The 22,783-nt window shown below is 72.8% G+C and carries 19 protein-coding genes; 7 read left to right on the top strand and 12 right to left on the bottom strand.

The features are described from left to right. Positions 1-6 precede the first annotated feature (6 nt). Both Bra3105_RS14305 and Bra3105_RS14300 read right to left on the bottom strand, forming a co-directional pair. Positions 7-465 (bottom strand): DoxX family membrane protein, encoded by a 459-nt coding sequence (locus tag Bra3105_RS14305; RefSeq protein ID WP_228357382.1) that lies wholly within the window; start codon positions 463-465, stop codon positions 7-9. A 17-nt stretch (positions 466-482) separates the two neighbouring features. Continuing rightward, on the bottom strand, positions 483-1,022 hold the full coding sequence (locus Bra3105_RS14300; protein WP_228357381.1) for a DM13 domain-containing protein: 540 nt from the start codon (positions 1,020-1,022) through the stop codon (positions 483-485). A 200-nt stretch (positions 1,023-1,222) separates the two neighbouring features. Here Bra3105_RS14300 and Bra3105_RS14295 point away from each other — a divergent pair, with 200 nt between their 5' ends. After that, on the top strand, positions 1,223-1,933 hold the full coding sequence (locus Bra3105_RS14295; RefSeq protein WP_323188825.1) for a response regulator transcription factor: 711 nt from the start codon (positions 1,223-1,225) through the stop codon (positions 1,931-1,933). Beyond that, positions 1,927-3,138 (top strand): sensor histidine kinase, encoded by a 1,212-nt coding sequence (locus Bra3105_RS14290; RefSeq protein ID WP_228357380.1) that lies wholly within the window; start codon positions 1,927-1,929, stop codon positions 3,136-3,138. The genes Bra3105_RS14295 and Bra3105_RS14290 overlap by 7 nt, the downstream gene beginning before the upstream one ends. A 388-nt stretch (positions 3,139-3,526) precedes the next feature. Here Bra3105_RS14290 and Bra3105_RS14285 read toward each other — a convergent pair whose 3' ends face one another. Continuing rightward, positions 3,527-3,982, bottom strand: a complete 456-nt coding sequence (locus Bra3105_RS14285) for an Lrp/AsnC family transcriptional regulator (RefSeq protein ID WP_228357379.1) — start codon at positions 3,980-3,982, stop codon at positions 3,527-3,529. Between the two features lie 136 nt (positions 3,983-4,118). Between Bra3105_RS14285 and Bra3105_RS14280 the strand changes: the two genes are divergently transcribed. Both Bra3105_RS14280 and ctlX read left to right on the top strand, forming a co-directional pair. After that, entirely contained in the window at positions 4,119-5,153 is a 1,035-nt protein-coding gene (locus Bra3105_RS14280) for an ornithine cyclodeaminase (RefSeq protein ID WP_228357378.1), read from the top strand. Positions 5,154-5,197: 44 nt separating this feature from the next. Further along, entirely contained in the window at positions 5,198-6,142 is a 945-nt protein-coding gene (gene ctlX, locus Bra3105_RS14275; protein WP_228357377.1) for a citrulline utilization hydrolase CtlX, read from the top strand. Positions 6,143-6,209: 67 nt separating this feature from the next. On the opposite strand, the gene Bra3105_RS14270 is transcribed toward ctlX, so the two are convergent. The 7 genes from Bra3105_RS14270 to Bra3105_RS14240 form a co-directional block, all read right to left on the bottom strand. Further along, positions 6,210-8,366, bottom strand: a complete 2,157-nt coding sequence (locus tag Bra3105_RS14270; protein ID WP_228357376.1) for an iron ABC transporter permease — start codon at positions 8,364-8,366, stop codon at positions 6,210-6,212. A 7-nt stretch (positions 8,367-8,373) separates the two neighbouring features. Further along, complete coding sequence (locus Bra3105_RS14265) at positions 8,374-9,459, bottom strand: iron-siderophore ABC transporter substrate-binding protein (protein WP_228357375.1); 1,086 nt, start codon at positions 9,457-9,459, stop codon at positions 8,374-8,376. A gap of 87 nt (positions 9,460-9,546) precedes the next feature. Then, entirely contained in the window at positions 9,547-10,452 is a 906-nt protein-coding gene (locus Bra3105_RS14260; protein WP_228357374.1) for an ABC transporter ATP-binding protein, read from the bottom strand. Positions 10,453-10,602: 150 nt separating this feature from the next. After that, the gene (gene glsA, locus Bra3105_RS14255) at positions 10,603-11,580 is read right to left on the bottom strand and encodes a glutaminase A (protein WP_228357373.1); all 978 of its coding nucleotides are present in this window, start codon (positions 11,578-11,580) and stop codon (positions 10,603-10,605) included. A 172-nt stretch (positions 11,581-11,752) separates the two neighbouring features. Continuing rightward, positions 11,753-12,592, bottom strand: coding sequence for a GNAT family N-acetyltransferase (locus Bra3105_RS14250; protein WP_228357372.1), 840 nt, complete (start codon positions 12,590-12,592; stop codon positions 11,753-11,755). An 11-nt stretch (positions 12,593-12,603) separates the two neighbouring features. Next, the gene (locus Bra3105_RS14245; RefSeq protein WP_228357371.1) at positions 12,604-13,932 is read right to left on the bottom strand and encodes a uracil-xanthine permease family protein; all 1,329 of its coding nucleotides are present in this window, start codon (positions 13,930-13,932) and stop codon (positions 12,604-12,606) included. A gap of 82 nt (positions 13,933-14,014) precedes the next feature. Then, on the bottom strand, positions 14,015-15,892 hold the full coding sequence (locus Bra3105_RS14240; RefSeq protein WP_228357370.1) for a DUF7937 domain-containing protein: 1,878 nt from the start codon (positions 15,890-15,892) through the stop codon (positions 14,015-14,017). Positions 15,893-16,113: 221 nt separating this feature from the next. On the opposite strand from Bra3105_RS14240, the gene argS reads away from it, so the two are divergent. Together argS and Bra3105_RS14230 are read left to right on the top strand one after the other, a co-directional pair. Continuing rightward, entirely contained in the window at positions 16,114-17,853 is a 1,740-nt protein-coding gene (argS, locus tag Bra3105_RS14235; protein ID WP_200502499.1) for an arginine--tRNA ligase, read from the top strand. A gap of 151 nt (positions 17,854-18,004) precedes the next feature. Further along, positions 18,005-18,709, top strand: a complete 705-nt coding sequence (locus Bra3105_RS14230; protein WP_228357369.1) for a lysoplasmalogenase family protein — start codon at positions 18,005-18,007, stop codon at positions 18,707-18,709. A 16-nt stretch (positions 18,710-18,725) separates the two neighbouring features. On the opposite strand, the gene Bra3105_RS14225 is transcribed toward Bra3105_RS14230, so the two are convergent. Beyond that, positions 18,726-19,637 (bottom strand): alpha/beta hydrolase fold domain-containing protein, encoded by a 912-nt coding sequence (locus Bra3105_RS14225; RefSeq protein WP_200502498.1) that lies wholly within the window; start codon positions 19,635-19,637, stop codon positions 18,726-18,728. Between the two features lie 70 nt (positions 19,638-19,707). On the opposite strand from Bra3105_RS14225, the gene mtnN reads away from it, so the two are divergent. Continuing rightward, positions 19,708-20,535 carry a 5'-methylthioadenosine/S-adenosylhomocysteine nucleosidase gene (mtnN, locus tag Bra3105_RS14220; protein ID WP_228357368.1) on the top strand — a complete coding sequence of 276 codons (828 nt, stop codon included), beginning with the start codon at positions 19,708-19,710 and terminating at the stop codon, positions 20,533-20,535. 117 nt (positions 20,536-20,652) lie between these two features. Here mtnN and Bra3105_RS14215 read toward each other — a convergent pair whose 3' ends face one another. Then, positions 20,653-22,575, bottom strand: a complete 1,923-nt coding sequence (locus tag Bra3105_RS14215) for a BCCT family transporter (protein ID WP_228357367.1) — start codon at positions 22,573-22,575, stop codon at positions 20,653-20,655. Between the last annotated feature and the right edge of the window lie 208 nt (positions 22,576-22,783).

The following is a 22,783-nucleotide window of genomic DNA, read 5'->3' as shown; positions in this document are numbered from 1 at the left end:
GCCAGTCTACCGATGCGGCGGCCCGGCGGAGGAGCGGGGCGCGCGGGGCCGCGCCGGGCCCCGCGCCAGGCACAGCACCACGGCGCCGAGCAGCATCATCGCGGGGTACTGCACGACGAGCTGGTCGGACATCCAGTACAGGGCGAGCGTCGCACTCGAGGCGAGCGCGAGCAGGCGTCTCCCCCAGCCCAGCGCGAGCCCGGCCCCGAGGGCCAGTTCGAGCACCGGGATGCCGATCCCGAACACCCCGGCCAGCGGCGCCATCACGTGCTCCGCGAACAGGGCGAACATCTCGGGCACGCGCGCGTTCGACCGCGCCCCGTCGACGACCAGGCCGATGTCCGCCGCGCCGAAGCCGGCGTGCACCTTCACCGCGCCCTCGACCAGCCAGAGCGCGGCCAGGACGAGGCGTGCGATGAGCGAGATGAGCGCCGATCCCGCGGCGAGCCGTTCGGCGCCGCGCACCCGCCCGCTCCCCGGGCTCACGACAGCGCGGCGCTGCCGAACACGGCCTTCGCCTTGTCGCAATGGACGACCACATGGTCGTACTGCGAGAGGTCGACGCCCTCGACGGAGAACGTCTGCTCGGCCGAGTCGTAGGCGACGTCGCCGAGCTCCATCCCGGAGTCGACGGCGTCCTCGTCATCGCCCTCGGCGAGGTAGAGGTGCAGGTCGGGACCCTGGTCCGAGGAGAATCCGGTGAGCATGAGCTTGCCGTCCTCGATGCTCACCTTCCCCGCGACGCTCTTGCCGTTCGCCCCCGCGAAGGTGCCGTGCGCCATGGACATCGCCATGTCGCCGCCCATGTCACTGCCCATGTCGCCGCTCATGTCCCCGCCTCCGTCGGACGTCATGCCTGCGTCGCCGCCTCCATCGCTCGTCTGCATGGACGACGAGCCGTCCTTCGCCGCGCCGTCGTCCATGGAGCCTCCGGAGCCGGATCCGCAGGCGGCGAGGCCGGCGGCGAGCGCGAGTGCTCCGGCGCCGAGGGCGGCGCGCTGCAGGGTGCGGGTGATGCGCATGGGATTCCTCCTGTGTCGAGGGCCGGGGTGCTTCCCGACCCGGGGGCCGGCCCGATGCCGACCCCGATGGCGACCAGTCGACCCGGCCCGTCGGCCGCGGAGAAGGAGGATGACGGCTCTGTGAGCGCGATGACGGAACCGTAAGGGCGCGTGACGGATCCGTAAGATCCGCGGCCGTCCCCTGCGCCTACGCTGGCTGCGTGGCCGGCAGCGAGAGGACGAGCGCGGGCGCGCGGGTGATGATCGTCGAGGACGATCCGGCCGTGCGCACGGTGGTCGGCGACCATCTGCGGGCGGCCGGTCACCGGGTCGACGCCTTCGCGGCGGGCGATGCCGCGTGGGAGGCGATACGGGCGCAGGTCCCGGACGTGATCGTGCTGGACCGGATGCTGCCGCGGCTCAGCGGCGACGAGCTGTGCCGCCGCGTGCGCGGGATCAGCGACGTGCCGATCCTCATGCTCACCGCGCTGGGCACCGTCGACCACCGCATCGAGGGCCTCGCGCACGGGGCCGACGACTACCTCCCCAAGCCCTTCTCCCTGCGCGAGCTGCAGCTGCGGCTCGAGGCCCTGCTGCGTCGGCGTCTGCCGGATGCGGCGCCCGTCGCGTTCACGGCCGGGGCGTTCCGCGTGGATCCCGCGCACAGGCGGCTGCGGATCGGGGACCGCGAGATCGCGCTGACCTCGCGCGAGTACGAGCTGTTCCTGTTCCTGCTGGGTCGCGAGGGCCAGGTGGTGCGCCGCGACGAGATCCTCCGCGAGGTCTGGGGCTGGAGCGAGGGCGATGCCTCGACGGTGACCGTCCACGTGCGCCGCCTGCGCGAGAAGATCGAGCCCGACCCGACGACCCCGCGCTTCCTGCGCACCGAGTGGGGCGCCGGGTACCGGCTGGAGACGGGGCCGACGTGCTGAGCCCGATCGACTACCTGCTCATCGTCGCGACGACGATCGTGTGCACGGGCATCGTGATGGGCGGCGCCTGGTGGGCGCTGCGCCTGAACCGGCGCGGCAGCATCGTCTCGCAGACGGTGATCCTGCTGGTCGCGACGGTGCTCTCGATCGCGGGGACGACCCTCGCGGTGCTCGTGGAGATGTACTTCTCCGCGCACGATCTCGCGGTCCTAGCCTGGGTGCTCGCCGTCTCGGGCCTGATCTCGATCGCGGCCGCGCGACTGCTGCTGGGCCGGCGGGTCCGCACCTCGATCACGGCGCTCGCGGACTCGGCGCGGCGGCTCGGGAACCGGGCCGGCGTCGGGACCGGGGTCGGGACCGGTGGCTCGGCCGGCGCGGACGGATCCGACGGCACGAACGGGTCCGAGGGCACGGACGGGGCCGGCGGGCCCGGCTGGAGGGAGTTCGAGACCCTCTCGACCGAGCTCGAGGAGACGTCCCGTCGGCTCGACGCGGCGCGCGCGGAGATCGAGGCGCTGGACGCGGACCGCCGGCAGTCGATCGCGTGGATCTCCCACGACCTGCGCACCCCGCTCACGGGTCTGCGCGCGATGGCCGAGGCGCTCGAGGCGGGCACCGCCGACGATCCCACCGCCTATGCGCGCGGCATCCGCGGTCGCGTGGACACGCTCAGCTCGATGGTCGAGGACCTCTTCGAGCTCTCCCGCCTGCAGTCCGGCACCCTCGTGCTGCGGCGGGAGACCGTCGAGCTGCTGGATCTCGTCTCCGACGCCGTCGCCGATGTGATGCCCGTGGCCCAGCGCCGCGGGATCCGCATCGTGCACCGCGGCATCGAGGGCCGCGTGCTGCGGGCGGATCCGCGCGAGCTCACGCGAGCGCTCGCGAACCTCCTCAGCAACGGCGTGCGCCACTCCCCCGACGGCGGGGAGATCGTGGTCTCGGCCGACGTCCTGCCCGGCAGCCGCCTGGTCCTCAGCGTCCTGGACCAGGGGCCGGGCGTCGCGAGCGAGCACATCGGGCGGATCTTCGAGGTCGGGTGGCGCGAGGATCCCGCGCGCACGCAGTCCGACGACCTCGGCGCCTCCGGCGGCGCGGGCCTCGGCCTCGCGATCGTGCGCGGCATCGCCGAGGCCCACGGCGGCGGCATCACGGCGCAGCGGGTCGACGGCGGCTTCCGCCTCGACCTCGTGCTGCCCGCAGGATGAAGCTCGAGGCCCGCTCGTCGTCGCCGGTGCACGCGCCCGCTTCCGCACCCGGCCCCCGCGTGCTTACGCTCCCAACCCCGCGCCCGCGTCCGCTCCCGTTAATCCCTTGCCGCCCTCTCACGTCCAGTCCTACGCTCGTCGGACACAGGGAAGGAGGTGATCCGACAGATGAAGTTCTCTCGGACATGTGAGGTGGCTCGCCGCTGAGGCGACCATCGACCTGACCGGCGGCACCGCCGCCGACCACCAGATCGAGGGACGTGCAGCGAATCCCACCGAGCTGCCCGGACCCGCAGGCGCCGGACCTCGTCCATCCGGCAGGCGCACGAGCGCAGCCTGCGGGTCCGCCCATGCCCGGATCCGCGACGACCGCGACGTCCCGGCCCCGTCAGCGCACCACTGAGCTCAGCAGCAGGCTCGTCTCCGAGTTGACCACGCCCTCGATGCCGCGGATCCGTCGCAGCACGCCGTCGAAGGCCGCGAGGTCCTCGCAGGCGATCTCGGCGACCAGGTCCCAGCCGCCGTTGGTCGTGTGGAGGTTCTGGATCTCGACGAAGCCGCGCAGGGCGTCGATCGCCCGGTCCGTCGTGCGCCCCTCGACCTCGATGAACGAGATCGCCCGCACGGGCGCCGCCTGCGCATAGTCGCGCACGCGCACCGAGAAGCCGACGATCACGCCCTGGGCGGTGAGCTTCTCGATCCGGTGCGAGACCGTCGCCCGCGAGACGCCGAGCCGCTGGGCGAGGGAGGCGATCGGCGCGCGCCCGTCGGTGCGCAGCTCCGCCAGCAGTCGCCGGTCCAGATCCGTCAGCCGGTCCGCGGAGCCGTCCTGTGCAGTGTTCATGCGCAGAATGCTAGATCTCCGCTCGCAGAATGCACATGAACTTGGCAGATCTCGCGCGATCCTGCTCTTCCGCCTGCCATCTGCGAAATCTACGCTGATCATCACCAGGCACACCGCGAGAGACGGAGCGATGACGATGACGCAGCTGCTCGACGTGGCGAACATGGCCCGCTGGATCGTGCGGGACGGCGCCCAGAACATCCTCACCACCATGGTCGGGTACCTCGACCACGACTTCCGGCGCTGGCAGAGCTTCGAGCGGATCCCCCGGATCGCGAGCCACACCCCGTTCGGCGTGATCGAGCTGATGCCGACCTCCGACGGCGAGACGTACGCGTTCAAGTACGTCAACGGTCATCCCTCGAACCCCGCGCGCGGCTTCCAGACCGTGACCGCCTTCGGCGTCCTCGCCGACGTCGACAACGGCTACCCGGTGTTCCTCTCCGAGATGACGCTGCTGACGGCGCTGCGCACGGCGGCCGCCTCCGCCCTCGCCGCCCGCACCCTCGCCCGGCCCGACTCCCGCGAGCTCGCGCTCATCGGCGCGGGTTCGCAGTCGGAGTTCCAGGCGCTCGCCTTCCGCGGGGTGCTCGGCATCGAGGAGCTGCGCGTGTTCGACGTCGACCCCGCGGCGGTCGACAAGGTGCGCCGCAACCTCGAGCCGCTCGGCTTCCGCATCCACGACGCCGCGACCGCCGCGGAGGCGGCCGAGGGCGCGGACATCATCACGACCTGCACCGCGGACAAGGCCCAGAACCGGGTCCTGGACCTGGCCGACGTGCGCCCCGGCGTGCACGTCAACGCGATCGGCGGCGACTGCCCCGGCAAGACCGAGCTGGACCCGCGGATCCTCGAGGCCGGTGACGTGTTCGTCGAGTTCACGCCGCAGACCCGCATCGAGGGCGAGATCCAGCAGATGCCGGATGACTTCGCCGTCACCGAGCTCTGGGAGGTGCTCACGGGCACGGCCGCGGGGCGCACCTCGCCCGAGCAGATCACCGTGTTCGACTCGGTGGGCTTCGCGATCTCCGACTTCTCGGGCCTGCGCTGCGCACGCGACGCGACGGCCGGCACCGACCTCGTCTCCGACGTGGACCTGGTGGCCTCCCCGAGCGACCCCAAGGACCTGTTCTCGCTGGTCAATTCGCTGTCCCCGGTCGGCGGGCGATGAGTGCCCCGGCCCTCGCCGGTGCTCGGTCGGAGCATCCGCTCCCCGTGCAGTCCCCGTCGCGGGCACTGCTGGTGCGGCCCCATCACTTCACGGCGAACCCGGAGACGGCGCTCGACAACGCCTTCCAGTCCCTCGGCGCCGCGCGCGCCGAGGACCCCGCCGTGCTCGCCCGGAGGGCGTACGACGAGGTGGGGCGCCTCGCGGACGCGCTCGACGCAGCGGGCGTCGCGGTGACGATGTTCGATGATCTGGGCACGGCGACCCCCGACAGCGTGTTCCCGAACAACTGGCTGAGCACGCACGCGGACGGCACGCTCGCCCTGTTCCCCATGTATGCGCCCAGCCGCCGCGCCGAGCGCCGCGCGGACATCGTCGCCGCGCTGCGCAGGTGCTTCCACGTGCGCAGGGTCGTGGACTACTCCGACGGGGAGGCCGACGCGCGCTTCCTCGAGGGCACCGGGGCGATGGTGCTCGACGACGTCACGGGCACGGCCTTCGCGTGCCGCTCGCGGCGCCTCGACGAGACGCTGCTCGCGGAAGTGTGCGCGGACCTCGGTCTCGAACCCCTCGTCTTCGATGCGGCCGACGCCGCGGGCGTGCCCGTCTATCACACGAACGTGCTGATGAGCGTGGGGACCGAGGTCGCCGTCCTGGGCGCCTCGATGATCCGGGACCCGGCGCGGCGGGAGGCCGTGCGCGAGCGCCTGCGCGCGGGCGGCCGGGAGGTCGTCGAGATCGACGAGGGCCAGGTGCGGGCCTTCGCGGGGAACTGCCTCGAGGTCGTGTCGGAGGCGGGCGCGGCCTCCGATCCCGCGGGCGAACGCTCGCTGATGATGTCGGGGACCGCCGCCGCGGCGCTCACCCTCGATCAGCGTCGGCGGATAGAGCGCTCGTGCCGCGTGCGCGCGGTCGAGGTGCCGACGATCGAGACGGCGGGCGGATCGGTGCGCTGCATGATCGCCGGAATCCACCTGGCGCCGCGCGTCTGAGGCGCCCGCCGACCCGTCGGCCCCTGCAGTCCCGTCGGCCCCGCCAGCCCCATCGGCACCCGGCTCCTCAGGCGCGCGAGCGCCAGAGCAGCCAGACGAAGTAGGGCGCGCCGATGATCGCCACGACGAGTCCCGCGGGGACCTGGGTGGGGGCGATGAGGGTGCGGCCGATCGTGTCGGCGATGCTCACCAGCAGCGCGCCCAGCAGCATCGCGACCGGCACGGAGCGCAGGTGCCTCGCGCCGACAAGGGCCCGCGCGAGGTGCGGGGCGACGAGCCCCACGAACCCGATCGTGCCCACCGCGATGACACTGACGGAGGCGAGCACGGCCGCGCACGCGATCACCGCGAGACGGGTGCGCTCGAGGCGCACGCCGAGGATCCGCGGCGAGTCCTCGTCGAGCGCGAGCAGGTCGAGCTCGCGCGAGCGGGAGAGCACGAAGGGGGCGATGAGCACCAGGGCCACGGCGACGATCGCGACGTCGACCAGGCTGCGGCCGTAGGTGGTGCCGGAGAGCCAGGTGAGCAGGCGCGGGGTGTCCCACGGGTTCTGCCACAGCAGCAGGAACGTGGAGAGGGAGGAGAGGGCGAAGCCCATGCCGATGCCCACGAGCACGAGGCGCTCGGGTCGGATGCCGCGCCGCCAGGCCAGCAGGTAGATGACGGCGAAGGTGACGAGGCCGCCGACGATGGCGGCGCCCACCATCACGGGCCGGCTCGCGCCGCCCGCGCCGCCGGCGCTGATCGCGAGCACGGCGCCGAGGCCCGCTCCGGCGGTGATGCCGAGGATGCCGGGCTCGGCGAGCGGGTTGCGGACGGTGGACTGCACGACGCTGCCGGCCAGCGCGAGCGACGCGCCGCCCACGATCGCGGCGGTGGTCCTCGGCAGGCGCTCGTCGAGCGCGAAGCGCACCGGCGCAGGAGCCGCGTGCTGGAGCCACAGGAGCACGTCGCCCGTGCGCAGCCAGAGGCTGCCCGCGAGCAGTCCGACGAGTCCTGCCGCGGCGAGCGCCGCGAGGACGATCACGCCGATCACGAGGGCGCGCCGGCCGGAGCGCGGCGGGGTGCGGGCCTGCGGCGGCTCCTTCGCGGGCCCCGAGTCCCGCAGCCGACGGGCCAGGACGATCATGATGATCGCGCCCAGCAGGGAAGTCGCGATGCCGGTGGGGATCTTCGCGGCGGCCTCGGCGCCGGCGATGCCGCGCAGCAGCGCGTCGGCCAGGATGACGACGAGCGCACCCAGGAGTCCCGAGGCGGGGATGAGCAGCACGTGGCGGTGCAGGGCGGGCAGCAGCACCGCGAGCAGGCGGGCGAGCACCGGGGCGCCCAGGCCCACGAAGCCGACGGGCCCGGCGACGGTCACGGCGATCGCGGTGAGCAGCACGGCGCCGAGGATCCCGAGCACGCGGGTGCGGCGCACCGGGATGCCGAGGGAGGAGGCGGCGTCGTCGCCCAGGCCCAGGATGTCCAGGCGCCGGGAGATCAGCAGCATCACCACGAGCACGCCGGCGATCACCGGGATCGCGCGCAGGGAGGCGTCGAGGTTCAACTGGGCGAGAGAGCCGCTCCCCCAGGCGAACAGGCCCGTGGTCTGCACCTCGAAGAGGATGAGCAGGGCGGAGGTCGCGGCCTGCAGGGCGAGCGCGACCGCGGACCCGGCGAGCACGAGCCGCGTGGTGGAGGTCCCCGCGCCGCCCGAGATCGCGAGCACGAGGCCCGCGGCGGCGAGGCCGCCGGCGAAGGCCACGGCGCCGGACGCCCAGATCGGCACGGCCAGTCCGAAGGCGGCGACGGCGACGATCGCGAGGTAGGAGCCGGCGGTCACGGCGAGGGTGTCGGGCGAGGCGAGGGCGTTGCGGGAGATCGACTGCAGGACGGCGCCCGCCGCGCCGAGCGCGAAGCCGACCGCGACCCCGGCGAGCAGCCGCGGCAGGCGCGAGGCGGAGAAGATCGCGGAGACGGGGACGCCGCCCTCCCCCGCCCGGTCGGCGGGCTCCGCCCCGACGGCGGCGCGCAGCAGGTCCCCGAGGCCGATGCCCGAGGTCCCCTGGGTGAGGTGCCAGGCGCCGACGATCACCAGCGCCAGGGCGAGCACGACGAGCCCGCCGCCGCCCGCGAGTAGCGCGCCGACGCCCGCGCGCCGGGGCGCTGCGGGGGTCGGCGTCGCGGCCGGGGCCCGCTCCGCGCTCTCGGGGGCGGCGGTGGGGCTCGCCGTGGGGGTCACGGGCGGGTCACTTCGTGAGCGCGTCGACGTAGGCGTCGACCGCCTGCTCGGAGGTGCGGGGGCCGCCGAACGTCCAGATGCTCGAGGGGAACGCGTGGGCGCGGCCGTCCTCGACGGCGGGCAGCGAGGTCCAGATGTCGTTCTTCTCGAGCTCGGTGACGTAGTTGCCGGCCGGGTCGTCGGTCGACGTAAAGAAGAGGTTCGCGTCGCCCACGGAGGTGAGGCCCTCGATGTCGGTCTGGCCCAGCCCGTAGATCGCGTCGGTCTTCCCGGTCCAGGCGGGCTTCAGCCCGAGCTCCTCGCCGAGCGCGCTGAACAGGGCGCCCTTCCCGAAGGGGCGGATGGAGACGTTGCCGCCGTCGACCCAACCGTCGAAGTAGACGAAATCGCGCGTGGGCAGGTCGACGTCCTCGACCTTCTTCTTGGCCTCGGCGAGGTGCTGATCGAACTCCTCGAGGACCGCGTCCGCGCGCTCGGTCCGGCCGGTCGCCTTCCCGATCAGGGAGAACAGGTCCTTCATATTCCCGATGGGGTCCTTCGCGTCGGCGCCCTGGGTGGCGAGCACCGGCACTCCGCGCTCCTCGAGCTGGCCGATGATCTCGTCGTCCTTGCTGGAGGCCTCGACGATGATGAGGTCGGGGTCCGTGCCGTAGAGGGTGTCGAGGTCGGGCTCGCCGCGCTGGCCGACGTCCGTGACGCCGTCGGGGAGCTTCTCGGCGGTGTCCCAGGTGGTGAAGCCCTCGACGTCGGCGACGCCCACGGGCGTCACGCAGAGGCTGAGGAGGTCCTCGGTCTGCTGCCATTCGAGGACGGCGACGCGCTTCGCGGGCTCGTCGAGCTTCACGGTGCGGCCGAAGTCGTCGGTGAGCTCGACGGGGCCAGTCGCGGTCGAGGTGGAGTCGTCGGCGCAGGACTCGGACACGGCTGAGGCGTCCTTCGTGGCGTCGGTGGACGCCTCGACGTCGGTCGTGCCGCAGGCGGCGAGCGAGAGAGCCGTGAGGCCCAGGGTGAGGACGGCGCCGAGGCGGCGCAGCGGGGACGGGCGCGAGGAGGCGGTGGTCGACGCGAGGGTCCTGAGCGGGGTGGGGGTCATGGTTCTCCGGGGTGGTGTCGGCCGGGCGGCCGGGTTCGGGCGGGATGGTGTGCAGCGCGGTGGCGGCTGCGGTGGGGCGACGTGCGGTCAGCGGGCGCGAGGGCGCCGTTCGGCGACCTCGATCCGGCGGCGTCCGCTGGCGGGATCCGTGCTGGTCTCGATGGGGATCTCGTAGACCTCGCTGAGATGCTGCGAGGTCAGGACCTCGTCGACGGTGCCGGCCGCGTGGACGTCGCCGCGGCGCAGCAGCACCACCCGGTCGGCGATGCGGGCGGCCTGGCCGAGGTCGTGCAGGACCACGCCGATCGCGGCGCCGTGCTCGACCGCGAGGTCCCGCACGAGGTCCAGGGTCTCGATCTGGAAGCGCAGGTCGAGGTGGTTGGTGGGCTCGTCGAGCAGGACGATGCCGGTGTCCTGGGCGAGGCAGGAGGCCAGCCAGACGCGCTGGATCTCCCCGCCGGAGAGCTCGCCGACGCCGCGGGCGGCGAAGGCCGTGGTGCCGGTCAGCTCCATGGCCCGTTCGATCGCGGCCTCGTCGGCCTCGGAGAGACCGGCGAAGCGGCGGCGGTGCGGGTGGCGGCCGAAGGCCACGACCTCGCGCACCGTGAGGCCCTGCGGGGTGCCGCGGCTCTGGGAGAAGAGGGTGAGCGTGCGCGCGAAGTCCTTGGCGCCCATGAGCGCCGCGTCGCGCTCGGCGATGCGCACCTCGCCCTGGGTCAGCGGGTGCAGGCGGGAGACGGCGCGCAGCACGGTCGACTTGCCGCTGCCGTTGGGGCCCAGCAGCACCGTGACCTCGCTGGGGCGGATCTGCAGGTCGACGCCGTGCACGACCTCGCTGCGGCCGTAGCGCAGCACGAGGCCCTCGGCGTCGAGCCGGCGCGCGGGGTCGGGCGATGCGGTGCACCGGGAGGTCTCGCCTGCTCCGTCGGGGGCGAGGTCCTCGGACGGGACGGCGCTCTCCTCGACGGCGGTCGATCGGAGATCGGTCGTCATGAAGGAGAGCCTAACCGCACCCCATGGTCGACCACACCGCTGGCCCGCCCTCAGAGATGTGCACTGCGGCACAGCGGGTGGGCAGGCGGACGGGCGGACGGATGGACGGGAGAGCGGGGCGCGAGCGAGCCGCGAGCACGGGCGGCGCCCTCAGTGCTCGCCGCTCACCTCGACGATCTCGGCGGCGCGGCGCTCGAGGTCCATGGGCTCGACGCCGTCGAGCATGTGCAGGGCGAAGTCCTCGCTGAAGCGCTCGAACAGGAGCGTGCCGCGCACGGAGTTGCCGTGCAGGTCCAGCTGCGGGGCGTAGGTCGCGATGCCGAAGCGGGAGGGCAGCGCGGCGATGATCCCTCCGGCGACCCCGGACTTCGCGGGCAGGCCGACGTCGCTCACCCAGTCGCCCGCGTTGTCGTACATCCCGCAGGTGAGCATGACGGAGAGGGTCTTGCGGGCGGCGACGCGGGAGAAGACCTCCTCGCCCGTCAGCGGGTTGGTGCCGCCCGAGGCGAGGGTCGCGGCCATCACGGCGAGGTCGGTGACCGAGGCGAGGACCGAGCAGCCCTCGATGTACCCCTCGACGACCTCGTGGGCCTCCTCGGTCATCGAGCCGGCGGCGCGCAGCATGTAGGCGAGCGCGAGGTTGCGGTCGGCCGTGCGGGCCTCCTCGCGGCGGGTCGCCTCGTGCAGGGCGAGCGTGTGGCCGGCGGCGGCCTCGAGCACGGAGCGCAGACGCTCGGTGCGCTCGCCCTGGGTGGGACCGAGCATCGCATGGGTGCGGATCGCCCCGATGTTCACGAGCGGGTTCTTGGGCTTCTTCGTCCACACGTCGAGGCTGAGGGCGTTGAACTGCTCGCCCGTGGGCTCCTCGTCGACGATCGAGTTCACGTACTCGAGGCCATGCAGGTCGATCGCCGCGCCGTACGCGAAGGCCTTGGAGATCGACTGGATCGGGAAGCTGTGGTCGGTGCCGACGGTCGTGATCTCGCCGTCGGCCATGCACAGGGCCACGGCGAGGTGGTCCTCGCGGGCGCCGGAGAGGCGCGCGAGGTCGGGGATGTCGCCGTCGGGCGCGGCGGAGCCGAGGACGTGCCTCTGCCGGTCGAAGTAAGTGCTGAGCGCGCTGGTCACCCTCGGACCGTACACGGGGCGCGGCGAACACCCCAGCCCGGTGCCGAAGGCAGGCCGACGGGGACCGACGGTGGGGGCCGACGGGGACCGATGGTGAGGGCCGATGGGGCGCCACGTGTCGGGGCGGGGCTCGGCAGGGCGGGGCGGCGGCCGCGCCCGCCCCGTCGGCCCCTCAGTCGGGCTGCACGCTCGCGAGCGCCTCCTCGAGCACGGCGAGATCCTCGGGACGCATCGGTCGGGCGTGCTCGGGACGGGGGCTCAACAGCCGACGGGTGACGTGCACGGGAACCTGGGCGAGGCCGAGGCGCAGGGCGACGGCCACGCGATGGTTCCCGTCGAGCGTCGCGAACTGCTCGTTGAAGGCGAGGTCGAGCGGGGTGCGGATGCCTCGGACGCGCGCATCGGCCTCGATCGCATCAAGGTGCGTGGGGGTGTCGAGGTGCGGGGAGCCGACGATCTCCCTGTCCACGGCCCGATAGCGGGCGACGAGCGCGGTGGGCAGCAGCACGGCGGGGAGAGCGCGGCCCGAGCGGCGCTCCATGACGAGCTGCCCGGGGTCCTCGGGATCCGCTCCGATCTCCCCGAAACCGCAGCGCTCGTAGAGCCGTCGGGCGGCCGGGTTCTCCCGCATCACGTGCAACCGGAGCCGGACCCCGGGAAGGTGCTCCTCGGCCCAGTCGATGCAGGCGTCGATGAGGGCCCGGCCCGTGCCGGTCCCGCGCGCCTCCGAGGCGACCCACACGGAGAAGATCATGGCCGGCTCCCCCGGCTCCGTCGCGGGGACCACCCGGGCGATGCCCCGTGGGACCTCACCGCCCTCGGGGGTCGCCAGGATGCATGCGCCGAGCGCGAGGAAGCGGTCCCAAAAGGTCGGGTCCTCGCGCTCGCGCTCGAGGGTCCCCTCGTAGGTCGAGCCGAACGCCTCGGGATCCTCCTGCAGGGTGCGCAGGCGCAGGGTGCGGACGATGTCGCGGTCGGCGGGCGTGGCGAGGCGGGTGAGCGGCGCCGTCATGTCGTCGCTCCTCACCGCTCCGGGTCGATGGGCCGCGTCTGCTCGTGGTCCGTCGGCGCCGCCGCTCCATCCGTCGGCGCCGCCGCCCGGTCCGTCCCGGTGAACCGTCCGATCCCGGCCATCAGGTGGTAGATGACGAGCGCGGCGAGGGTGCCCAGCGCGATGCCGGTGAGCTGGATGCCGCCGAAGGTCCAGGTGACGTTCGCGATGCCGACCACGAGGGCGACGCCCGCCGTGATCTGGTTCTTCGGGCGGGAGAAGTCCACGTTGCCGTCGACCCACATGCGCACGCCCACGATGCCGATGAGCCCGTAGAGCACGAAGGTCACGCCGCCCAGCACGCCCGGCGGGATCGTGTTGATGAGGGCTCCCACCTTCGGGGAGAGCGAGAGCAGGATCGCAACGACGCCCGCGACCCAGTAGGCGGCGGTCGAGTACACGCGGGTCGCGGACATGACGCCGATGTTCTCGCCGTAAGTGGTGGTCGGCGAACCGCCGAACACGGCCGAGAGCGCCGTGGCGATGCCGTCGGAGGCGAGCGTGCGCCCCACCATGTGGTCGAGGTTCCGCCCGGTCATCAGTCCCACGCTCGTCACGTGGCCGACGTTCTCCGCCAGCAGCACCACGATCACCGGCAGGAACATCGGCAGCAGCGAGAGGTCCAGGGTGGGGTGGTGGAACTGGGGCAGCCCGAGCCAATGGGCCTCGTGGACGGTCGTGAAGTCGACCTCGCCGCGGGCGACGGCGACGAGGTACCCGACGATCACGCCCAGCAGCACCGAGACCCGGCCCAGCATGCCCTTGAACAGCGCCGTGCACAGCACCACGGCGAACAGCGTGATGGTCGCGGTCACCGCGGACTTCTGGAAGTTCCCGTAGGCCGTGGGCGCGAGGTTGAAGCCGATGAGGGCGACGATCGAGCCCATCACCACGGGCGGCATGAGCAGCCCGATCCAGCGCGTGCCCACGGCCTGCACGAGCAGCCCCAGCAGCGCCATCGCGATGCCGATGACGAGCACCCCGCCGAGGGCCGCGGACATCGACCCGGCCTGCGTGGAGGCGGTGATCGGGGCGATGAACGCGAAGGAGGACCCCAGGTAGCTGGGCACCCGGTTGCGGGTGATCACCAGGAACAGCAGGGTGCCGATGCCGCTGAACAGCAGGGTCGTCGAGGGCGGGAAGTCCGTCAGCAGCGGGACCAGGAAGGTGGCGCCGAACATGGCGACCACGTGCTGGGCGCCGATGCCGATGGTCAGCGGCCACGCCAGGCGCTCCTCGGGGCGCACGATCGCATCGGGGGCGACGGAGCGGCCGTCGCCGTGCAGTGTCCAGACGGGCATGGGTGCTCCAGGGGTGAGGAGGGCGGGTCGGGGGCGTTCGGCCGGTCAGCGCGGTCGGCGGATCAGCACGACGACCGCCGGATCAGCGCCGCGCGGCCCCGGGGAAGACCTTGATCCGTGCGCGCTCCGCGGAGACGTCGGGGATCAGCTCCGGGGAGGCCGCGGTGGCGGGCTCGTTGCGAGTGCGGAAGTCGGCGAACATGCGGCTGAGGTCCGGCGCGCCGTACTCGTCGCGCACGGGCGCGGGCACGGTGAGCATGAGGGCCGCGACGACGCCGACGGCGAGCGCGACGCCGCCGGTCATCAGGCCCGCCCCGGCGCCGGTCGCCAGGGAGTTCACGATGACGTCGAGGAAGCCGACGACCAGCATGACCACGCCCGCGATGACGGCGCTCGAGCGGGCCACGTCGGCCGGGCGCTCGAGCAGCGAGCGGCGCGCGAACAGCGAGATCGCGACGAAGCACGCGGAAATCACGGCATCCATCACGTGGATGACCGGCCCGCCCATGCCCGCTCCCCCGATCGCGGCGACCGCTGCGATCAGGTTCCACACGATCGCGGCGGCGTGCATGATCGCGCCGAACTCGAAGGCGCGCACGGCGTAGACGATCCAGTCCACGCGCTGGAAGTTCAGCGGCATCGTGCGCACGAACGAGCGCGAGATCATCACGCCCCAGGCGGCGAACACGAAGGGCAGGTAGACGAAGTCCGTCGCGAACGAGGTCGGTGCGGCGAACTCGAGGCGCAGGGAGTTGTCGGCGATCGCGAGGATCACCAGGCCCGAGGCGGCGCCCGCGCAGAACACGAACCAGGAGCGGTCGCGGCGCAGCGCCGCCCCGATCAGCAGCGTCAGCAGGAGCGCGGAGACGATCGCGCTCGCGAAGGTGATGAGCGAGTACGCCCAGCCGGTGACGAAGACGCGGCCCACGAGCATGACCACGGCGAACACGAAGGATGCGGCGGCGGCCAGGGCGATGCCGGCGATCACCGTGCGCGAGCGGCGCCGCGCGAGCGCCGAGGGCAGATAGCCCTCGTGGGCGCGCGGCTCGATGCCGACCACGGCGCCCGCGAGCAGCAGGGAGACCCCGGCCCCGAGGCCGAGGGGCGGGCCCTCGGGCAGCGGGGAGAACATGACGGGGATCGAGGTCACGAGGTCGGCGACGATCGTGCCGACGGCCACCAGCAGCACGGGCGCGAGGCCGATCACGCGGACGGTCCGCACGAGCCGAAGCGGCGAGGTCTTCGGCACCCAGCGCAGCACGAGGACCACCACGAGCACGAGCAGCCCGAAGCCGACCGCGATGCGTCCGATGAGGTCCACCGGGGTGTACCCGGCGTGGGTGAAGGAGGTCGACAGGGCGGCGACCAGGCACACGAAGGCGGTGACGTCGCGCAGGGCGTCGAAGGCGCCGAGGTCGGCGAAGCGCGCGGGGATCGCCGGGGAGCGCCCCGGGGCGTCGGCCGCGTTCGGCGTGGTGCCCGAGCGCGCGTAGGTCGCGGCGGAGCCGTTCTCAGCGTCCGAGGAGCCGCCGACGGGCGCGGGGGCGTCCTCGCCGTGCGGGGCGAGGGTGCGGGCGTCCTCATCGGTGCTCTCGCGGGTCCAGTCCGCGTCGGTCCCGGTGCCGTTCCCGTCGTCGGTCCCGACATCTGTCCCGTCGTCGGTCCCCGCGCGGTTCCCTGCGGCCGCGCCGTCCTCGGGCACCTGGCCGTCCTCGTCGAGCGCGGGGAGCGCGCCGGTGCGGGTGTCGCGGAGGTCGTCGCCCGCCTGCCCGTCGTCCTGCCCGCCCGTCTGCACGGTCGGGCGCACGGGCCTGCGGTGCCGCGGGTGGCCGGCCCGCTCGGTGGCGAGCAGCTCGACCTCCTCGCGGCCGGGAAGCTTCTCGGTGGGGACCGTCCCGGGATCCGCGGAGAAGATCCAGTCCTCGTCCCCGCCCCGTGAGCCACGGCGGTCGCGCGCCATCCGGTCCCTCCCTGCTCCTCGACCCTGCGGCCCCGATCCCGCCCGATCCGTCGTCGTCGGACGACGCCGGGCTCCGGGGCCTTCTGCGGGCCGATTCTAGGCGGGGAGACGGTGCGTCCGTCCGGGGCGCGCCGTCGGCCGACGGGCCGGGAGCGTGGCCGCGGTCGCATGCCTGCTCGCGGGCGTGCTCGTGCGGGCCGTGCCTGGGTACGCTGGGAGGCATGCCAGCACCCGAGCTCGCGCTCACCGAGCGCTTCCAGTCCGCCTTCGCCCAGGCCTTCGGGGAGGAGTTCCGCGACGCGGACCCGATCATCCGCCCCTCGCAGTTCGCCGACTTCCAGTGCAACGCGGCGATGGGCCTCGCGAAGCGCGTGGGCGCGAAGCCCCGGGACGTGGCCCAGCAGATCCTGGACGCCGTCGACCTCACCGGGCTCGCCGAGACCCCGGAGATCGCCGGGCCCGGCTTCCTCAACATCCGCCTGCGCACGGACTGGATCGGCAACCAGGCGGCCGAGCTCGCCCTCCCTGATGCGCACCTGGGCATCCCCGCGCCCGACCACGCCGACACCGTGGTCATCGACTACTCGGCGCCGAACGTCGCCAAGGAGATGCACGTCGGCCACCTGCGCACCACGGTCGTGGGCGACGCCCTCGCGCGCACCCTCGAGAAGCTCGGCCACACCGTCGTGCGCCAGAACCACATCGGCGACTGGGGCACGCCCTTCGGCATGCTCATCGAGCACCTCCTGGACGTGGGCGAGGACGGCGACGAGGCGAAGCTCCTGGAGAGCGACCCCAACGCCTTCTACCAGCACGCCCGCGCGAAGTTCGACGGCGACTCCGCCTTCGCGGACCGCGCGCGCTCCCGCGTGGTCACCCTGCAGGCCGGGGACCAGCAGACCCTGGAGATCTGGACCCGCCTGGTGGAGCTGTCCAAGCAGTACTTCCACCGCATCTACGACATGCTGGACGTGACCCTCACGGACGACGACCTCGCCGGGGAGTCCAGCTACAACGACCAGCTCGAGATCGTCGCGAAGCAGCTCGAGGCCGACGGCCTCGCCCGGATCTCCGATGGCGCGCTGTGCGTGTTCCCCGAGGGCTTCATCGGCCGCGACGAGAAGCCGCTGCCGCTGATCATCCGCAAGTCCGACGGCGGCTACGGGTACGGCACGACCGACCTCGCGGCCATCCGCCATCGCATCCAGGACCTGCGCGCCGACCGCATCGCCTACGTGATCGGCACCGCGCAGGAGCTGCACATGAACATGGTCTTCGAGACCGCGCGCGAGGCGGGCTGGCTCACGGACGCCGTCGAGGCGACGCACGTGAAGATCGGCTCGGTGCTGGGCGAGGACGGGAAGATCCTGCGCACCCGCTCGGGCACCTCGCTGCGCCTGATGTCCCTGCTCGAGGAGGCCGTGCAGACCGCCCGCGGCGTCATCGACGAGCTGCGCCCCGACCTTCCCGAGGACGAGCGCGCCGAGATCGCGCACGCCGTGGGCATCGGCGGCGTGAAGTACGCGGATCTCTCGACCGCGCACGACTCCGACTACGTCTTCGACCTCGAGCGGATGCTCGCCCTCACGGGCAACACCGCCCCCTACCTGCAGTACGCGGTCGCGCGCATCCGCTCGATCTCGCGGCGCGCCGCCGAGCAGGGCGTCACCGCCGGCCCGGCCCCGCGCGTCGAGAACGACGCCGAGCGGGCGCTCGCCCTCGAGCTGCTGCAGTTCGGTCCCACGCTCGAGCAGGTCGGCGCCGCGTACGAGCCGCACCGCCTGTGCGCCTACCTGTTCTCCCTCGCGCAGGCCTTCACGGCCTTCTACGACGCCTCCCCGATCCTCAAGGAGTCCGACGGCGAGGTGCGGGCGGGCCGTCTCGCCCTCGCCGAGCTCACCGAGCGGGTCCTGGTCGAGGGGCTCGACGCCCTGGGGGTGCGCGCGCCGCAGCGCATGTGACGACCGGCCCGGGAATCCGGCATGTCCGGTCATGGGTGCATGTTCGTCGCCGCCGTGACGGAACCGTGTCCGTTCGTGACCGAACCGTGTCCTGCTGCGGTACAGAAGTCGCTGGTCATCACGCGCCGGCGCTTCGTAACCTGTGACGGTGGTGAGAAGCCGGAGGACGCATGCGGCCGCGTGGGCGGTCTACATCGTCGCGGCCGTCCTGCACATGATCGCCCTCGTGACGAACACCGGTGCCCTCGCGCTGGCCACCAAGGCCCTGCTGGCGCCCGCGCTCATCGTCGCGGTCCTCAGCGCGCTCTCGCTCACCCAGCGCATGGCCAAGCGCCTCACCTTCGCGCTCGCCCTGGCCTTCCTCGCCGACATCGCCCCGGGCTTCACGCCGTGGGCGCACGGCGCGACCTCCGTGCTGTTCCTGCTCGCGCTCATCGTCTACGCGGCCACGCTCGCCCCGTACTGGCTGCGCGAGCTCGACGGGCTGCACCTGCTGCTCGCGATCCCCTACGGCGGCGTGGTCATCGGGCTGTTCCTCGCGTGCGCGGGGGGCGCCGGGAGCCTGCTGCCGCTGCTGGTCGTCTACGCGCTGGTGCTCGCCGCCGTCGCCTTCCTCTCGGCCGGCGTGAACCCGCTGACCTGGATCGGCGGCACCCTGCTGCTGCTCTCGAGCTCCGTGCTGGGGATGTCCTGGTTCCTGCCGGGCGCCTGGATCCCCGAGTCCGACCTGTGGGTGATGGGCTCCTACATCGCGGGCAACGCCCTGCTGGTGCTGGGACTGCTGCGCACCGTGCCGGCGCGCCGCTGGGCCCCTCAGCCCAGCAGCGGCGCCTCGCTCGTCATCATCGAGGGCTGATCTGCCCGTCGGCCACTCAGTCCGTGCCGAGCGCCTTCGCGATCGCCGCGCGCTGCTCGGTGAGCAGACGCCCCATCTCCTCGCCCGGCCGCAGACCCGAGAGGAAGGCGAGGCGCCCGTGGATCTCCCGGTAGGAGACCTCGGGGCCGGCCTCCTCGAGCTGCAGACGCAGCACGCGGGCATCGGTGAGGAAGATGTCGTCCGTGCCCACGCTGAGGTGGATCGGCGGCAGGTCGTGGAGGTGGGCGTTGACCGGGGAGAGGTCCTGGTCGTCCAGGGGCGTGCGGCCTGCGTAGGACTGCGCGGCGAGGGTGAGCAGACGCCGCTCCTGCGGGAAGTCCCGCCGTCCCGTCTCGGTCATGCCGGTGTTGGCGAGCTCGAGGTCCGCCCAGGGGGACATGAGCACGACCAGCGCGGGCTCGGGGATGTCGGCCAGCGGGCCGACGCCGTCGCGGATGCGGCGCACGACGGCGAGCGCGAGCGCGGCCCCCGCGTTGTGGCACGAGAGCACCCAGGGCGCCTCGCCGAGCGCACCGGAGCCGGCGAGGCGTGCGAGCACGGCCTCTACGTCCTCGAGGGCGACGGGGTGCTGGTGGTCCGGCGCGGTGCGGTAGTCCACGAGGAGGCCCGCGCACTGCTGGGCGTCGGCCTGGCGGGAGAGCCATGCCCAGTCGCCCGGGAACGGGCCGGAGAGGAAGGCGCCGCCGTGCAGGTGGACGATCACGCCGTTCGACGCGTGGTGGCGGTCGAGCCAGACGCAGCGGGTGCGGTCGATCATCTCCACGTCCACCGCATGGCGCTTGAGGACACCGCCGCCGGGCATCGGGCGGCGCGCCTCGCGCAGCGTATGGGTGTAGAAGGCCTTCGGCAGAGGCAGCCGGCGCACGGTGCGTCCTGCCATGATCGCGGCGTCGCGGATACGACTCATCACGTCTCCTGTGCGGTGGGCTCGGTCCCCACCAGCCTAGCGACTCCGAGCCGCAGGTAGCCTGCACGGCATGACGTCCTCCACCACGCCCTCGGGCGCGCACTCCCCCGCCGCGGACCCCGACGCCGACCCCGCCGTCGGTCCTGCCGTCGGCCCCGGCGCCGAGCGCCCTGTCCTCCCAGGGAACGGCCCCGTCCTGATCCTCGCCGCGATGGACGAGGAGGCCTCGCCGCTGGTCGAGCGCATGCTCTCCCCGCGCCGCGTCGATCTCCCGCTGTCGGCCCCGGCCCACGCCTGGGCGGGCACCCTGGGCGGGCTCCACGCCGTGGTCGCGACCAGCGGGATCGGCATCAGCGCGGCGACGGCCGCGGCGACCTGGGGCATCCTCACCCAGCGGCCGCGCCTGGTGATCAGCGCGGGCTCGGCGGGTGGCCTCGCCTCCGGGATCGGCGTGGGCTCGCTCGTGATCGGGGAGTCCTTCACCTATTCGATCGCCGATGCGACCGCCTTCGGCTATGCGCCCGGCCAGGTGCCCGGCGGCCCCGAGCGCTTCCGCACCGATCCGCGCCTGGTGGACCTCGCGGCGCGCGCGGCCGAGGAGGCGGCGAGCGCGCACGGAGTGCGCCGCGGTCTCATGCTCTCCGGGGACGCCTTCGTGACCGCCGAGATCGCCGCCCCCATGCGCGAGCGCTTCCCCGGCGCCCTCAGCGCCGACATGGAGTCCACGGCGATCGCCCAGACCTGTTCCTCGCTGGGGGTTCCGTTCCTCGCGATGCGCGCGATCTCGGACCTCTGCGGGCCGGAGGCCGACGAGCAGTTCCATCTCGAGCTCGACGTGGTCGCCGAGACGTCGGCCCGCGCCGTCTGCCGGCTGCTCGAGGACGTGGCGGCGGGCTGAGCGGCCGGGCCCTCTTCTCCCCACCCCGCACATGCAGGAGCCCCCGACCCGCTGCGGCGGATCGGGGGCTCCCGTGCGTCCGAGGGGATCCCTCGGGTCGAGCTCGGGCTCGGGCGCTCAGCGCTCGTCCGTGCCCTTGTCCTTCTCGTCGGCGTCCGCCGGGGCGTCGCTCGGGGCATCGGCCGTGTCACCCGCCGGGGCGTCGGCCCGATGGGTGTTCTCGCCGTCGACGACGGCGTCCCGCGCCGGGGTCCCGTCGGCCCGACGGCCGGTGGGCACGAGCGCGGGCTCGCTGTCGGAGTCCGAGGGCGCGGGGTGGGTGCGCAGCTGGAACACCTCGCCGTCGTGCATGTCGATGCCGGCCGAGACCGAGTCGACGAGCACGGCGCGCGCGAGGCGGTTCTGCAGCACCAGCGGGTCCTTGGACATGTCCTTCCAGATCGAGATGCACAGCAGCAGCATCACGATCACGAAGGGAAGGGCCGAGACGATGGTGATGTTCTTCAGGCCGTTCAGGGCCTCAGCAGGATCGTCGCCGCCCGCGAGCAGCATCACCGCCGCGACGGCGCCGGTGGCGACGCCCCAGAAGATGACCTGGAACTTGCGCGGCTCCTCAGCGCCATTCTCGGCGAGACCGCCCATGACGATCGAGGCGGAGTCCGCGCCCGTGACGAAGAAGATCGCGACCAGGACCACCGAGAGCACGACCAGGATGATGTACACCCAGTGCGGCACCGGCATGTGGTTCAGCAGGTCGAACAGCACGGTGTCGAAGTTGATGTCGTCGCCGGTCTGGGCGAGCTTCTTCGCGGCGTCGCCGGCCTGCTCGGCGCGCTCCTGCAGGCCGATGGCCCCTCCGCCGAAGATCGCGAACCACAGGATCGAGATGCCCGAGGGCACCAGCAGCACGCCGGTGACGAACTGGCGCACGGTGCGGCCGCGGGAGATGCGGGCGATGAACAGGCCCACGAAGGGCGACCAGGAGATCCACCACGCCCAGTAGAAGACGGTCCAGGTGGACAGCCAGGTCTGCACGTCGCCGCCGCCGTTCGCGGAGGTGCGCGAGGCCATCTGCGGCAGGTCCTTGATGAACTCGCCGATGGTGGACGGAATGATGTTCAGGATGAACAGGGTGGGCCCGCCGATGAACACGATGATCGCCAGCAGCACCGCGAGCACCATGTTGATGTTCGAGAGCATCTGGATGCCCTTCTCGATGCCCGAGACCGCGGAGGCCACGAAGCACGCGGTGAGCACCGCGATGATGATCACGAGGATCGGGCTGGTGACCTTGTCCATGAGGCCGGAGGCGGTGATGCCGCCGCCGATCTGCAGGGCGCCCAGGCCCAGGGAGCAGGCGGAGCCGAACAGGGTCGCGAGGATCGCCAGGATGTTGATGATCTTCCCGCCGACGCCGTTCACGGCGCGCTCGCCGAACAGGCCGGTGAACATCGAGGAGAACAGCTGGGAGCGGCCCAGGCGGAACGAGCCGTACGCGACGCCGAGGCCGACGATCGCGTACATCGCCCACGGATACAGGGTCCAGTGGAAGGCCGTCTGGCCCATGGCGGTGGCGGCGGCCTGCGCGGCCTCCGGCTCGACCGTGTTGGGCGGAGGGGAGAGGTAGAAGAAGAGCGGCTCGCCCACGCCGTAGAAGATGAGGCCGATGCCCATACCGGTCGCGAACATCATCGCGATCCAGGAGCTGGTCTTGAACTCGGGCTCCTCGTCGTCCTTGCCCAGCGGGATCGAGCCGAAGCGGCTGAAGGCGACCACGATGACGAAGACGGTGAACACGGAGCCGGCGATGACGAACAGCCAGCCGAAGTTCGACATGGTGCCGTTGAGCATCTTGGTCGCGACGCCGCCGAGACCGGTCGGGCTGATGACGCCCCAGAGGACGAAGGCGACCGCGAGGATCGCGGCGGGGAAGAAGACGAACTTGTCGAGCCCCTTGCGGCGGGGCGGCGGGTTCTCGGCAGAGGCCTTCGCGGCATCGAGCTGCTCGAGGAGCTGATGGGTATCGGTGTCGCTGCTCATACAGGGGTCTGCGGCCAGGAGGCAGGGCCGCATGTCCTTTCGTACGGTGGGGGCGCGGGACAAAATCCCTTCACTTTAACCTGCAGAGCGGCCCGAGCGACGGGGCGGATGCTCCGGCGGACGACGGCGCGGGCAGCCGCGCCACGGCGCGCCGCAGCGCTCGACGGCCCCGGCATGTCGGCCCATACGCGCAGGTGGGACGGCCGGG

The sequence above is a fragment of the Brachybacterium halotolerans subsp. kimchii genome (assembly GCF_020792675.1).
Lineage (GTDB): Bacteria > Actinomycetota > Actinomycetes > Actinomycetales > Dermabacteraceae > Brachybacterium > Brachybacterium halotolerans.
The sequence above is the reverse complement of the archived record's forward strand: the minus strand, read 5'-3'. Positions and strand labels throughout refer to the sequence as shown.

What these genes read in the sequence shown, in the direction of transcription:
- Bra3105_RS14300 (WP_228357381.1), bottom strand. Translation starts at nt 1,022, where the DNA reads ATGCGCATCACCCGCACCCTGCAGCGCGCCGCCCTCGGCGCCGGAGCA.
- Bra3105_RS14285 (WP_228357379.1), bottom strand. Translation starts at nt 3,982, where the DNA reads ATGAACACTGCACAGGACGGCTCCGCGGACCGGCTGACGGATCTGGAC.
- Bra3105_RS14280 (WP_228357378.1), top strand. Translation starts at nt 4,119, where the DNA reads ATGACGCAGCTGCTCGACGTGGCGAACATGGCCCGCTGGATCGTGCGG.
- Bra3105_RS14265 (WP_228357375.1), bottom strand. Translation starts at nt 9,459, where the DNA reads ATGACCCCCACCCCGCTCAGGACCCTCGCGTCGACCACCGCCTCCTCG.
- Bra3105_RS14260 (WP_228357374.1), bottom strand. Translation starts at nt 10,452, where the DNA reads ATGACGACCGATCTCCGATCGACCGCCGTCGAGGAGAGCGCCGTCCCG.
- Bra3105_RS14250 (WP_228357372.1), bottom strand. Translation starts at nt 12,592, where the DNA reads ATGACGGCGCCGCTCACCCGCCTCGCCACGCCCGCCGACCGCGACATC.
- Bra3105_RS14245 (WP_228357371.1), bottom strand. Translation starts at nt 13,932, where the DNA reads ATGCCCGTCTGGACACTGCACGGCGACGGCCGCTCCGTCGCCCCCGAT.
- Bra3105_RS14240 (WP_228357370.1), bottom strand. Translation starts at nt 15,892, where the DNA reads ATGGCGCGCGACCGCCGTGGCTCACGGGGCGGGGACGAGGACTGGATC.
- argS (WP_200502499.1), top strand. Translation starts at nt 16,114, where the DNA reads ATGCCAGCACCCGAGCTCGCGCTCACCGAGCGCTTCCAGTCCGCCTTC.
- Bra3105_RS14225 (WP_200502498.1), bottom strand. Translation starts at nt 19,637, where the DNA reads ATGAGTCGTATCCGCGACGCCGCGATCATGGCAGGACGCACCGTGCGC.
- mtnN (WP_228357368.1), top strand. Translation starts at nt 19,708, where the DNA reads ATGACGTCCTCCACCACGCCCTCGGGCGCGCACTCCCCCGCCGCGGAC.
- Bra3105_RS14215 (WP_228357367.1), bottom strand. Translation starts at nt 22,575, where the DNA reads ATGAGCAGCGACACCGATACCCATCAGCTCCTCGAGCAGCTCGATGCC.